At 45.8% G+C, this 13,786-nt stretch carries 13 protein-coding genes; all 13 read left to right on the top strand.

The genetic code is table 11. From position 1 onward, the window contains the following. Nucleotides 1-122: 122 nt before the first annotated feature. Nucleotides 123-1,256 (top strand): stage II sporulation protein D, encoded by a 1,134-nt coding sequence (gene spoIID, locus UQ64_RS24345; RefSeq protein WP_245238208.1) that lies wholly within the window; start codon nucleotides 123-125, stop codon nucleotides 1,254-1,256. 61 nt (nucleotides 1,257-1,317) lie between these two features. Further along, the gene (locus tag UQ64_RS24340) at nucleotides 1,318-2,058 is read left to right on the top strand and encodes a M23 family metallopeptidase (protein ID WP_060625966.1); all 741 of its coding nucleotides are present in this window, start codon (nucleotides 1,318-1,320) and stop codon (nucleotides 2,056-2,058) included. Between the two features lie 353 nt (nucleotides 2,059-2,411). Beyond that, nucleotides 2,412-2,699, top strand: a complete 288-nt coding sequence (gene spoIIID / locus UQ64_RS24335; RefSeq protein ID WP_019915029.1) for a sporulation transcriptional regulator SpoIIID — start codon at nucleotides 2,412-2,414, stop codon at nucleotides 2,697-2,699. 129 nt (nucleotides 2,700-2,828) lie between these two features. Next, entirely contained in the window at nucleotides 2,829-3,827 is a 999-nt protein-coding gene (mreB, locus tag UQ64_RS24330) for a rod shape-determining protein (protein ID WP_060625965.1), read from the top strand. A 47-nt stretch (nucleotides 3,828-3,874) separates the two neighbouring features. Continuing rightward, entirely contained in the window at nucleotides 3,875-4,753 is an 879-nt protein-coding gene (locus UQ64_RS24325; protein ID WP_060625964.1) for a flagellar hook-basal body protein, read from the top strand. A 52-nt stretch (nucleotides 4,754-4,805) separates the two neighbouring features. Continuing rightward, nucleotides 4,806-5,621 (top strand): flagellar hook-basal body protein, encoded by an 816-nt coding sequence (locus UQ64_RS24320; RefSeq protein ID WP_060625963.1) that lies wholly within the window; start codon nucleotides 4,806-4,808, stop codon nucleotides 5,619-5,621. A 10-nt stretch (nucleotides 5,622-5,631) separates the two neighbouring features. Next, nucleotides 5,632-5,904, top strand: coding sequence for a DNA-directed RNA polymerase subunit beta (locus UQ64_RS24315; RefSeq protein ID WP_060625962.1), 273 nt, complete (start codon nucleotides 5,632-5,634; stop codon nucleotides 5,902-5,904). Between the two features lie 256 nt (nucleotides 5,905-6,160). Beyond that, nucleotides 6,161-6,583: a 3-hydroxyacyl-ACP dehydratase FabZ gene (fabZ, locus tag UQ64_RS24310; protein ID WP_042192447.1), complete on the top strand. Its 423-nt coding sequence runs from the start codon at nucleotides 6,161-6,163 to the stop codon at nucleotides 6,581-6,583. 48 nt (nucleotides 6,584-6,631) lie between these two features. Next, on the top strand, nucleotides 6,632-8,353 hold the full coding sequence (locus tag UQ64_RS24305; RefSeq protein ID WP_060625961.1) for a phospho-sugar mutase: 1,722 nt from the start codon (nucleotides 6,632-6,634) through the stop codon (nucleotides 8,351-8,353). 233 nt (nucleotides 8,354-8,586) lie between these two features. Further along, nucleotides 8,587-10,623: a DUF5693 family protein gene (locus tag UQ64_RS24300; RefSeq protein WP_060625960.1), complete on the top strand. Its 2,037-nt coding sequence runs from the start codon at nucleotides 8,587-8,589 to the stop codon at nucleotides 10,621-10,623. After that, entirely contained in the window at nucleotides 10,599-11,735 is a 1,137-nt protein-coding gene (gene csaB / locus UQ64_RS24295; protein ID WP_060625959.1) for a polysaccharide pyruvyl transferase CsaB, read from the top strand. The genes UQ64_RS24300 and csaB overlap by 25 nt, the downstream gene beginning before the upstream one ends. A gap of 6 nt (nucleotides 11,736-11,741) precedes the next feature. Next, nucleotides 11,742-12,497, top strand: a complete 756-nt coding sequence (locus UQ64_RS24290; protein ID WP_042192439.1) for a WecB/TagA/CpsF family glycosyltransferase — start codon at nucleotides 11,742-11,744, stop codon at nucleotides 12,495-12,497. Nucleotides 12,498-12,613: 116 nt separating this feature from the next. Continuing rightward, a complete protein-coding gene (locus UQ64_RS24285; protein ID WP_060625958.1) occupies nucleotides 12,614-13,741 on the top strand; it encodes a glycosyltransferase family 4 protein in 1,128 nt (375 codons plus the stop codon). The last annotated feature ends 45 nt before the right edge of the window (nucleotides 13,742-13,786 follow it).

Below are 13,786 nucleotides of genomic sequence, written 5' to 3'. Positions count from 1 at the left end.
TAGATACGAGAAAGCCACTCTCTTTCTCTCAAATATTGTTCTAGTAGTTGCTGTAAATTCATATCTATAAGAATCAACAGTGACTCACGGAAGGAGCCATAGAGATGAAAGATTTCCCCTACTTGCGACGTAACAAGTCAACGCGCTGGCACTCGCGTCCCCTTGCTCCCCGGCTCAGGCGCCTCGGTCCAGTCGCCTGGCTCGCAGCGCCTATCCTGGCGGCGCTGCTGATTCCACTGACGGTTGTCCCGTTGCACCGGGGACAACCGGCGCCTCCGGCCTTGCCGACGGTCACGGCCTTACCGGCCGCACCTGCGAAGCCGGAGGCGGCTGCGCAGGAAGCGCCGCAGCCAAAGGTCTCCGTCTATTTGTCGCGTAGCGGACAAATAGAGACGTTGCCGCTGGAGGAATACGTCAGCGGCGTGCTTGCGGCCGAGATGCCGGCCAGCTTTGAGCTTGAAGCGCTCAAAGCGCAGGCCGTAGCGGCCCGCACCTTTATCCTTCGCCGCCTGCTGGCTGGCGACAGAAGCGGTGTCCCCGTTCCGGGGGCGGATGTAACAGATACGGTAAGCCATCAGGCTTACATATCTAAAGACACGCTGGAACGGAAGTGGAAGCTCGGCGGAAGAAGCGCCGACCTGGCCAAGCTTCAGCGCGCGGTCCTTGAGACGCGCGGTGTCATTATGACCTATAAAGGGCAGCCGATCACGGCCTCCTTTTTCGCCTCCAGTGGAGGATATACCGAGAACTCGGAAGAATACTGGAATGCAGCGATCCCCTATCTGCGCAGTGTAACTAGTCCTTGGGAGAAAGAGATTACCCCAAACTATGCGGTGACCTCTACATTCACCATCTCGGAAATACTTACTAGACTTGGGCTAAACGACAGAGTAATCCCTGCTTCAAGAGAAACTACCTCTTCTGTCACGACAAAGAAGATATCTACTTCCTCTGAATTGCCGGTAGAAGTGTTATCTCTCACCACTGGACATCGGGTTAAGAAAATCTCTATTGGAGGTACTATTTTTACTGGAAGAGAAGTGCGAGAGAAGCTAGGGTTACGTTCCAGCCAATTCAGTTGGGGGCGAAAAGGGAATAAAATCTATATAACTACCTTCGGAAATGGGCATGGTGTGGGAATGAGCCAGTGGGGGGCGAATGGGATGGCGAAGGAAGGCGGAACGGCTACTCAAATTCTCAAACACTATTACAGTGGTATCTCATTTACGCAAATCTCAACTCTTCTGAAAAAATAAATTGGAAGATACGTATAAAAGAGAGAAGCCCGGTAACACTGGTTACTGAGGTGATAACCATATGAATGAACAAGACAAAAACAAAACAAACCATGATGAATCTCTCAAAAAATCGCAGGGAGATTTAGGTGCTAAACCTTCTTCATGGAGCAAGATGTTATCTAAACGTTGGGTGTTCCCAGCAGTCTACACGGCGGCAGCGGCAATTATACTAACCTTGGTGTGGGTCTATCAGGATGCCGGCCAAAAGCCGCTGGGCCAGGACACCGCCGCCACATCACAGCAAGTAGGAGCTTCGACTAACGAAGCTGGTACTGCAAACAGTAATCCAGATGCCCTTGAAGTTCTTGCTTCAGCGGAAAGCTTGGTTTGGCCGGTTGCCAACCCAGGTGAAGTAGAAGTGGTCAAACCGTATTATGACGAGAATGGTACAGAGGACAATCACGTTGCCGCAATGGTGCAGTATAACGACAAATTTATTCCTAATGTCGGTATCGATCTTGCCCGTGAAGACAACAATACGTTCGATGTCAAAGCAGCGCTTAGCGGTGAAGTGACTAGAGTGGATGATGTTGCAGTGCTAGGTAAGGTCATTGAGATTACCCATCAAGGTAACATGAAGACCGTGTACCAAAGTCTTGGCGAAACGAAAGTTAAACAAGGCGATGTAGTGAAGCAAGGAGATACTCTTGCAACCGCAGGTCGCAGTGAAATCGAGAAGGACCTTGGCAATCATGTACACTTTGAAGTGTATAAGGATGGCAAAGTAGTTAATCCATCAGAGTTACTGCCAGGGCGATAAAAATATCTACAGCAGGGGGCTAACGCCCCCTGTTTTTTTAAGTATAAGAAAGTATAAGTTTCAGACCATACTTTATGAATTATATCTCTTGCATAAACGCTTACCGTCCTTATAAGGACGCTGAAGACATGTATGCTCGTGTGTAAATAAGGCTCTTCGTAAGCAGCATGCTTATAAAGAACCTTATTTTCTTTAAAGAACTAACGACGTTCCGTCTTGCTAATAACAAGGCTTCTTGGGTTGTCCATTAAATAAAATGAGCCCTCCCAGGCTTGTCATGTCTTGAAAGCGCGAATATATAAGCCCGCCCCTCATATAATGTACCAAACTATCCACAGTTGGGAGGCGGGAGCGTGCACGATTACATCAAGGAACGTACGATCAAAATCGGACGCTGCATCGTGGAAACCAGGCATACGGTCCGGACCATAGCCAAGGAATTTGGCGTTTCAAAGAGCACGGTGCACAAAGACTTGACGGAGCGTCTGCCAGAGATCAACCCTGATCTGGCTGATCAGGTGAAGCACATTCTTGAATATCACAAATCCATCCGACATCTTCGGGGGGGAGAAGCCACAAAAATTAAATATAAAAAAACGACGGGGAAAAAACGTGAGGTTGCTGTAGCATCAAAGCCATGAGATTTTCGGAAATTTAAGGAAAAATTCAGCTTTAAAACATTGTGTAGTTCCCCTAAAGTATGTTACTTTTAAATTTAGTACTAACTGCTGTTTTTTCAATTAAAATAACACTTTGGGGGCTCTTTCATTATGTTTAGCAAGGATATCGGAATCGACCTCGGCACGGCCAATGTGCTCATACATGTTAAGGGAAGGGGAGTTGTTCTGGATGAACCTTCCGTGGTCACACTTGAAAGTGATACGAAGAGAGTCCTTGCGGTGGGAGAACAGGCACGTCGCATGGTTGGACGTACACCCGGAAATATAACAACTATCCGTCCTTTACGGGATGGAGTCATTGCAGATTTTGAAGTCACGGAAATGATGCTGAAGTATTTTATCGACCGTGTTGGCGGTCGCACCTGGTATTCACGGCCTCGCATTCTGATATGCGCCCCTACAAATATTACATCTGTGGAACAAAAGTCCATTCGGGAAGCGGCAGAACGTAGCGGGGCTAAGGAAGTATTTATGGAAGAAGAGCCAAAGGCCGCTGCGATTGGTGCGGGAATGGATATTTATCAGCCAAGTGGAAACATGGTCGTCGATATCGGTGGCGGAACGACGGATGTAGCCGTACTTTCAATGGGCGACGTCGTTACCGCTTCTTCGATTAAAGTCGCTGGAGACAAGTTCGATGAGGCCATTTTAAGATATATTAAACAAAAGTATAAATTGTTGATCGGTGAACGGACAGCAGAGGATATTAAGGTTACTATTGGTACGGTTCGGCCTGGTTTGATGAAATCCGAAATGGATATTCGTGGCCGGGATATGGTAAGCGGACTTCCCCAGACGCTCACTATTACGGCGGGAGAGGTAAAAGAAGCATTGTGGGATCCGGTTTCCTCCATTGTGGCTGCGGCAAAATCGGTACTGGAGCGTACACCACCAGAACTGTCTGCGGACATCATTGACAGGGGTGTTGTTCTTACTGGTGGAGGTGCTTTGCTTAACGGATTGGACGAGCTACTCTCAGAGGAATTACATGTACCTGTTTGGGTAGCGGAAGACCCTATGCACTGTGTGGTAAAGGGAACAGGAATTATGCTGGACAATTTGGACAAGGTCGTAAAGAAAAAGTTCTAAGCAGCCGATATAAAAGGTAGCATTAGATTCGGAAGGAGACTACCTTCATGATAAGAGGTTTATATACGGCCGCTGCAGGTATGGTTACGCAGCAACGTAGACACGATACGGCAACACAGAACATCGCTAACTTAAATACAACGGGATATAAGCAGGTTGATAGTGTTAATCATGCTTTTCCGGATGTCTTGATCTCGGCTATGATTAATGGCAATACCACACCGGTGGGGCGCCTTAACACGGGGGTTTTTGCAGAACAGTCGATATCCCAATATTTGCAGGGTGATTTAAGGGAGAGCGGCAAGTCTATGGATTTTGCTTTATCTACGGATTTGCAAGTCGCCGACCCTGTGACGGGTCAGAATATAGCTTTTGATGGTTCGGGGAAATATGTGAGTGCTGATGGTGAGGTTATTTTCCGTCCACAGGCTTTCTTTACCGTTCAGGATGCTGAGGGCAACAGCTTATTTACCCGAAATGGAAGCTTCACAGTAAATGCGGCTACGGGAGAAGTGTTGAGCAGTGGAGGCTTTAAGGTTCTTGATTCCACTGGCAAGCCTCTTGTCTTGACAGGAAATCAGGACACCCTTAAAGTGGACGGGCAGGGTAATGTACTAAATCCAGAAACAGGACTTCCGACAGGGACCAAGATTGGTGTGAGTGTAGTTACAAAGCCGCAGGAGCTGGTGCGTGATGGTAAAGGTGTGTTTCACGCAGATGATATAGCGGCGGCGGATATTCGTTACTCCGCTGCAACTGATAACTTACAGGTGCGTCAAGGATATTTAGAGGGCTCCAATGTTGACCCTACTCAGGTTACTGTAGATTTGAATGCTGCATACCGGGCGTATGAAGCGAATCAAAAGATCGTCCAATACTATGATAGCAGCTTGCAGAAGGCTGTAACTGAAGTCGGCAGGGTATAAGCGCTGCTTATGAAGTGGGTTTTACAGGTAAAGCTTATAGGAGGTTTGATCTATGAACAACTCAACGATTAGTGCAGCAGTCTCCATGTCCAGCCTTCAGCAGCGGCTTGATATTATAGCGGATAATCTAGCCAATATGGATACAAATGGCTATAAGAGCAAGAAAGGCTCCTTTGAGGATGTACTGACTCGTGTACAGCAGCAATCGGATGACTATGACCAGCCGGGCCGCGCTACACCTCTGGGTTTTAATATCGGTTTTGGGACTTATGTGCCTTCGATTACGACCAATTGGGAAGAAGGCCCTCTTAAAGAAACAGGTAATCCAACCGATTTGGCGCTTCAGGGTAATGGGCTGTTTGGCGTTCAGGTCAATGGAACTACAGCTTATACAAGACAAGGTGACTTTCACTTTACGCCGGACACCACCGATGCAAAGAAGATGGTCCTTGTAGATAATACGGGGAATCCGGTACTGAATACAGCAGGTAATCCTTTAACGGTCCCTGTGGGCGTGAATGCAGCTATCGATGAATCTGGTCGTGTATTAACGAAACAGACAGAGAATGGACCTGTTCAGGTAGCAGGGACTATAATGATTGTAGAACCTAAGACACAGAATGCTTTAAAGGCAGTGGACGGAAATTTCTATGTGCTTGCTGATGGAGTTACAGCTCCGCAGGCTTTTAAAGCGGCAGGTGAGGCATCTGGAGTTGGAGTGCGCTCAGGGTGGCTGGAGCAGTCGAATGTCGACATGACCACAGAAATGACAGAAATGATGCAGATTCAACGTACGTATCAACTCGCAGCTCGGGCGCTTTCTTCCAGTGATCAGATGCTAGGTCTGGCCAATAACATGCGCGGGTAGAGGTGAAGGAATGGAACGTCAGAAAAAGGTGAAATCGGAAGATAAGCCAGAAGACAAGAAAAAAGATAAGAAAAAAGATAAGAAAAAAGATAAGAAAGAGACGAAGCAGCAAGGAGTTTCAAAATGGACACTCATCCAGTGGGTTCTTATTCCCTTGCTTCTCATAGCTGCACTTGGAGGCGGGCTGGCCGTTGGTTACGTCGTCCTTGGCAAGAAAGAGTTTAGCGATGTTCTACAATGGAGCACATGGAAACATGTATATGATTTGGTTTTTGCTCCATAATTAAAGAGGATAATGACTCCCTTGTTGCATAAGGGAGTTTTCTTTTTTATACGGATAAATGTATAATGGTGGGGGGCTACGGGCAGCAAAAAGGGCCCTCTCCGCCATGCTATCGCATCCGTTGGAGAAAGCCCCTTATCTTAACCTCCACTTCTGCAGGTGGTGAAGGATAAATATAGTTTTTACCGAACCTGCCTAAATTTATGCAGTTCGGCGAAGAATAAATGAAGTAACATCCGAAAGGAGTTTTGTCATAATGCTGGATATCAACCAAATTCAAGAAATTATCCCCCATCGGCCTCCATTTCTGCTGGTGGACAAAATCACCGAGATTGAAATGGGTAAACGAGCTGTAGGCATCAAAAATGTAACGATCAATGAACCTTTCTTCGCAGGTCATTTTCCAGGTTATCCGGTAATGCCGGGTGTACTGATTACAGAAGCTCTTGCACAAGTTGGTGCGGTTGCTATTCTGGGGGTAGAAGCAAATCGCGGCCGAATTGGCTTTTTAGCTGGGCTCGATGGATTCCGTTTCCGTGGTCAAGTCGTTCCGGGAGATACACTCACTCTTGAAGTGGAGATTACTCGCCTTAAAGGCAGTATTGGAAAAGGACAAGCTACAGCATCGGTCGAGGGAAAAGTTGTTGCCTCTGGGGAAATTATGTTTGCTCTGAGCTAATATTAATTTTCAAAATATATATTATACATGGAGAAGGAGAGATTCTAAATGACTCAATTAAGCCCAAAAGCGGCAGAAACCTTATCTCGCTGGCTGGAGAACGCCTCTGTTGATGAGTCTACGAAGGCGGAGCTGCGCGCGCTGGAGAACGAGCCACAGGAGCTCGAGGAACGATTTTATAGAGATCTAGAATTCGGTACAGGTGGTCTACGCGGTGTAATTGGTGCAGGTAGTAATCGTATCAATCGTTATACGGTAGGTAGAGCTACACAAGGTTTCGCTAAATATATTCTGGAGACGCATACTGGAGAGGGAAGACCTTCTGTTGTTATCGCTCATGACTCCCGTCGTTTCTCGCCTGAATTCACACTTGAGGCTGCTCTTGTATTGGCTGCTAATGGCATTGAGGCTCATTTATTCACTTCTCTGCGTTCAACACCCCAATTGTCGTTCAGTGTGCGGCATTTGAAGGCAACGGGCGGTATTGTTATTACTGCAAGTCATAATCCGCCTGAATATAACGGGTATAAGGTTTATAATTCTGAAGGTGGGCAGCTTGTCCCTGACGAAGCCGAAAAGGTCATTTCTTACATATTAGGGGTTGACACTTTTGATGGTGTGAAACGGATTTCCCAAGAAGAAGCGGAGCGTCAAGGTTTGCTGCACTGGTTGGGTGAGAAGGATGACGAAGCGTTTACCGATACTGTCGCTGCGGTTAGTCTTGCAAGTGAAGAGATCGCCTCTACGCTTGGAAAGGACTTCAAAATCGTATACACGCCGCTACATGGTACAGGTAACCTGCCAGTTCGTCGTGTGCTTGAGAAAATCGGTTTCACACAGGTGCATGTTGTACCTGAGCAAGAGCAACCAGATTCCGAATTTTCCACTGTGAAATCGCCGAACCCGGAGGAACGTGAAGCCTTCATACTGGCTATGAAGCTGGGCGAAGAGTTGAATGCAGACCTCTTAATCGGCACAGATCCCGATGCAGACCGTATGGGGGCAGTGGTTCGTGACAATGAAGGTAAATTTGTTGTTTTATCGGGCAATCAATCTGGAGCTCTGATGATTCATTATTATTTGAGCCGTTTACAGGAACAAGGTAAGTTGCCTAGCAATGGTGCAGTTGTGAAGACTATCGTGACGAGCGAGATGGGGGCTGCTGTAGCCTCTCATTATGGTGCAACTGTATTTAATACGCTAACGGGCTTCAAATATATTGGGGAAAAAATGACCCAATTCGAACAATCCGGAGATTACACATATCTTTTCGGTTATGAAGAAAGCTATGGTTATCTTGCAGGTAACTATGCTCGTGATAAGGACGCCGTTCTTGCGGCTATGTTGATCGCTGAAGCAGGTGCTTATTACAAAGCTCAAGGCAAAACATTATATGATGTTCTTCAGGCATTGTATGAGCAGTTCGGATACTTCTTGGAAAGTCTGGAGTCCCGTACATTGAAGGGCAAGGATGGCGTTGCGCAAATTCAAGGCATCATGAATGATTGGCGTACGAATGCACCACAAGAAATTGCTGGATCTGCCGTTACAGAGGTGCTTGATTATTCGCTAGGCTTGAATGGTCTGCCGAAGGAAAATGTATTAAAATATTTGCTGGCTGACGGTTCATGGTTCTGCCTGCGTCCTTCCGGTACCGAACCAAAGATTAAAGTTTATTTTGCGGTTGTGGGTGAATCCTTGCAGAATGCTGAGGACAAAGTAGCTACACTATCCAAGCAGGTTATGGCCCGCGTGGACGGGGAACAATAAAATAAGAATATAGATCGCGTTCTATATTGTGAAATTATATTTTTGAAAATATAAGAAAGTATAAGTTTCACGCCATACTTTATATCTTATATTTCTCGCATAAACGCTTATCGTCCTTGGAAGGACGCCGAAGGCGTTTAAGCTTGCGTAGAAACGGGTACCGTCTCTAAAAGATGACGATCCGTTTCTACTTTTGTAAAAAGAGTTTTAAAGTGAAAGAGGAGGTACTTTTGGTGCAGCAAAAATGGCAACGTTGGAATATTTCTTCCCGAAAGTGGCTGTGGATCATAGTAGTGGTTGGCGTTTTAGCTGCCTTGCCTGTTGTCTATGACCGTCTGCAGACGGAGAAGTCTTCCAAGACAGTGGAATTTGTATTTGATTATCGTGATTTAGTTGAAGTGGCTAGCTATCGAGCGAATCCGCAGGATTATATTTCCGAACAGTTAGATCGCTTAAAAGATGCTGGTGTTCAGAGCATGGCGATTTACGAGAGCACGCTGGAAGATTACCGTAAGGCGCGTCGTCTAATGATGTGGGGTGCGGCTGATATCGCTAATCTTACGGATACAATCATTCCGGTGAATGAGAACTATACTTATGTACTTTTTACTAATCCTGATTACTATCAGGCCCTGGCGCCTGTTATTAAAGAGGCATTCGGTAATCTTGAGATTACTTCAAAGGAATGGAGTTTCCGCGGACAGCAAGGTCTTATTATTGAGACTCCAATAGAAGATGCTACACTGAAGCCACTTCAGCCAGATCCATTTACACTGGAGATGCTGCATGACAAAGGGTTCACCATTGTACCGCGTCTTGTGGATTCTTTGACTTATAATAAAGCGACAGTGGAGAAGCTGTTGGATCGTTATGAAGAATTGGGTGTTAAACGAATCCTATTCGAGGGAGAGTCTGTTAAAGGGTTTAATGATGATGCCGATACGGCTAGTATCACTGACTTTGCAAATCTCCTTAAGGAACGTGGAATCGGAATTGCAGCGATTGAAAATATTAAGAAACAGCAGAAGGGCTTTAACAAGCTTGCTTATTTGCTGGACTATAACGTAACACGATTATATTCTCTTAGCGAAGGGGATTCTGCCCTAGATCCAAAAGTGATTTCGGATCGTTTCGCGCTGGCAACAAAGGATCGCAATATCCGCATGATTTATTTAAATACGATTCCTTCACGGAATACAGCTAAGGCACAGATTACGGATACGCTAGACAACCTTGTCACGAGTCTGAGTGATCCTGGTGGTGCCGTTGAGCAGATCAAAGACAATGGGTTTAAGTTAGGACAAGCTACGGCTTTTGAGGTTGTAGATTCGTCTTATCAGCGTTACTTCAAGCTAGTTGCGGTAGTTGGCGCAGTCTCTTTAGTAGCGCTGCTGATTTCTTACTTTATTCCATGGCTTACGATCCCAGCATGGGTGCTAGGATTACTGGGAAGTGTAGGCCTCTTGGTCTTGAAACCAGAGCTGTTTGAGCAGGCACTGGCGCTAGCGGCTGCGATAAGTGCACCAACCCTTGCGGTTGTACTTGCCATTCGTAAGGTCAATGAAATGGGACCTCCTCTACGGAGCAATAACCTTACCTATAAGGCTATGAGCCCGCAACGTCGGTTCACGCATAGTCTGGTGCTTTATCTGAAGACTTCATTAATCTCTTTGAGCGCCGTGCCATTTGTGATCGCACTGCTCAACAACATAACCTATAGTCTAGTGCTGGACCAGTTCCGTGGTGTTAGTCTGCTTCATATGGCACCTATCGGTCTTGTGGCACTATATGTACTTTTATATCGTGGGGAGTTTGTTTTCAACAAGACAGGCAAGCTGCTTCGGACACCTATTACTCTGGCTTGGGTTATTGCCGCTGCAGTTCTTGGAGTAGTGGGCATGTATTATTTGAGCCGAACCGGAAATAGTGGCAATGTAACACCTTTAGAAATGGCCTTCCGAACATTCCTGGAGAATACGGTCGGTGTCCGGCCACGTAATAAAGAGTTTTTGTTAGCTCATCCACTCTTAATTCTGGGTGCATTCCTAGCCTTTAGATACCGGAGTGCAGCGTTTATCATGATTATTGCCGTAATTGGCCAGCTCTCCATGGTGGATACCTTTGCACATATTCATTCACCTGTTCTGATCTCGCTGGTTCGTGGATTGCTCGGTCTTGGACTTGGGCTGATTATTGGTGTAATTGCCGTAATCGTATGGCAGATTGCAGAAGGGTGTTGGAAACGATGGTCGCCACTCCTAAAAAGATAGTTATCTCAGGTTATTATGGTTTCCGTAACAGTGGAGATGAGGCGGTGCTGCAGTCCATTCTAATTGCACTGCAGAAACAGTCTCGAGCTTTGGGTATATCCATTGAGCCTATCGTGTTATCTATTGATCCTGAGTGGACTAGCGCCACATACGGAGTGAAATCCGTGCACCGGATGAAGCTTGTTGAGGTACGTCAAGCTATTTATGAGAGCGCTGGTCTGATCAGCGGTGGGGGAAGCTTGCTGCAGGATGTAACAGGTAGCAAGAGTATTCCTTACTATTTAGGTATTATCAAGCTTGCGCAGTGGATGGGTAGACCAACCTTTATCTATGCTCAAGGTATCGGACCTGTGAATCGTAAACTTTTTCACCCTTTAATCAAATCCGTGTTTCGTAAATGTACCTATATATCTGTGCGGGATGAACAATCCCGCGAGCTTCTTTTATCTATGGGACTAGAACAGAAGAACGTAGAAGTTGTTCCCGATCCGGTTATGGGCTTGTCATTGCCAGAGGACACGGATGCATCTACACAATCTTCAGAATTATCTAATTCACTTCCGGTAATCGGGATATCGGTACGTTATTGGGAGCAAGACCGCAGAGAACTGGAGACTCTTGCACAAGGCTTGATTAAGGCCAACCGTAAGATTCCGTTACATTTGCGATTTCTCCCTTTTCACACCCCTTCGGATAATGAGGCTTCACGTTATGTGATGGATATGCTGAAGGGAAGTATAACCGAACATGGTGGACAGGTCAGTATTTGTGAGGAAGCTATTCATCCACAGCAGATGTTACGGGAAGTGGGACAATGCGATGTTCTGATCGGTATGCGACTTCATAGCTTGATCTACGCGGCTGGAAGACGTGTTCCACTGATTGGTATTTCTTATGATCCGAAGATCGATCATTTTCTAGACAGAATTCAGTGCCATCCTGTTGGAGCAACAAACACACTTGATGCTGAACATGTTGCTGCCGAGATTGTTCATCTTTTGAACACAGGGCAGGAATGGAGAACAGCAAGGGAAGATGTTATTTCCAAGTTGATTCAAGAAGCAGGAGCACCAGCTCGGCAAATTATAGAATATTTTCACCATAAAGGATGATCTAAAGTGAAAGCAGAAAGCGCGGTACCTACAGTTCCTATTTTTGGAATTAGAGTCTCGAAAGTTGATATGGCAGCAACGGTTGCCTATTTGACGGAGGCTGTTCATACCCGTATCCCGCATCAAGTGATTACAGCTAATCCAATTATGGTTATGGCTGCACTGGAAGATCCAGCTTATATGGATATTATGAAATCGGCTGAATTGGTTGTCCCTGATGGGACAGGCGTTGTATGGGCTGCTAATTATTGTAATGAGCCTGTATCAGAACGGGTAGCAGGTTATGATCTGTTACATGAATTGATGCGACAGGGTGAAAGATATAGTTGGAAGGTATATCTCCTAGGTTCTACGCCTGAAGTGATTCGAGAAACCGCTGAAAGGTTACAATTGCAATATCCGGGTGTTATCATTGCAGGATATCACGACGGTTATTTTGGTCCGGATGCAGATGAAGAAATTGTTGCTGGAATTGTTAAGGCTAATCCTGACTTATTATTTGTTGCCAGAGGTGCGGATAGTCAGGAACCTTGGATTGCTAAATATAAGTCCAAACTGGGCGTTCCGATCATGATGGGGGTCGGCGGCAGCTTTGACGTGATCTCTGGGAAGAGCAAAAGAGCGCCAATAGCCTTCCAAAAAATGAGAATAGAATGGTTGTACCGTCTCCTAAAAGAACCTACACGTTACAAACGAATGCTTGCACTGCCGAAATTCGCATTAAAAGTGGTGCGTGAGAAAGATAAAGTAACAAAAGTCTAGTAAAATGCCGATATTCACCTAGAAAATGAGATAAATAGCCTAAATAAAGGATTGGAATTTGTTTTTGTAACAGCGTATAATTCAATGCGGTAGAGAAATGGGGGTCGACTGATCAAATGTTAATCATATACATCGCTGGATTTATCGTATGCATGGGACTCGCACTTGGCCTCACACCTTTGGTGAAGAAATTCGCCATCAAGATTGGTGCAACAGATGTGCCGAATGCTCGTAAAGTGCACACGAAAATTATGCCCCGCCTTGGCGGATTAGCTATTTTTCTAGCGTTTGTGTTAGGCCTGCTTGCCGTATTGCCGATTATTCCATACGAGTTCACTCCGCGGGAGGTCAACTTCATCAAAGCGCTGCTGTGTGGTGGCGGACTGATTGTACTTATCGGGGCACTTGATGACCGATTCGAATTATCAGCAAAAGTGAAGCTACTGGGCCAAATTATCGCAGCCTGTATCGTTGTTTTCGGCTTTGGTATTACTGTAGACTTTGTGAATATTCCATTTAACAATACGTATTCCTCACTGGAGAGCTGGATTGCTATCCCGCTTACGATTTTCTGGATTGTCGGTGTTACCAATGCCGTTAATCTGATCGACGGGCTGGACGGGCTTGCGGCTGGTGTATCAGGAATTGCAATTGCTACGATTGCGGCAATGGCTTTCGTGATGGGAAACACCATGGTGGCAATGCTGTGTCTGTTGCTTCTAGGTAGCATCATTGGATTCCTGTTCTTTAACTTCCATCCTGCTAAGATTTTCATGGGTGATACGGGTTCGCTGTTCTTAGGCTTTTGCTTGGCATTACTTGCTTTGCTAGGATTTAAACAGATTGCAGTGGTTTCGTTTATTACACCTTTGCTTATTATCGGTGTACCATTGTCGGACACGTTCTTTGCGATCGTGCGCCGTAAGCTGCAGAAGAAACCAATCTTCGCACCAGATAAAGGTCACTTGCATCACTGTCTACGCGAGCTTGGCTTTAGCCACCGCCAGACCGTACTTATTATTTATGGTATTGCTGCATTTTTCGGTATTCTAGCTGTTATTCAATCATCCGCAGCTCTTTATGAAGCGAACTGGGTTACGTTCGTAGTCATCTGCATCATGTTATTCTTCCTGCAGATCGGTGCTGAAATTACTGGTTTGATTGGTAAGACTAAGCGTCCAGTAATTAATTTCTTTTTAAGAATGCGGATGAAAGTTAGTCAGGAACGCGGATCTAAACTGTAAGTTGAACTTATATAATATAATAGAAACAACTAGTTCTCATTACGT

Source organism: Paenibacillus etheri (assembly GCF_001012825.1).
Lineage (GTDB): Bacteria > Bacillota > Bacilli > Paenibacillales > Paenibacillaceae > Paenibacillus_AQ > Paenibacillus_AQ etheri.
This window is presented reverse-complemented; position numbering and strand designations above follow the sequence as displayed.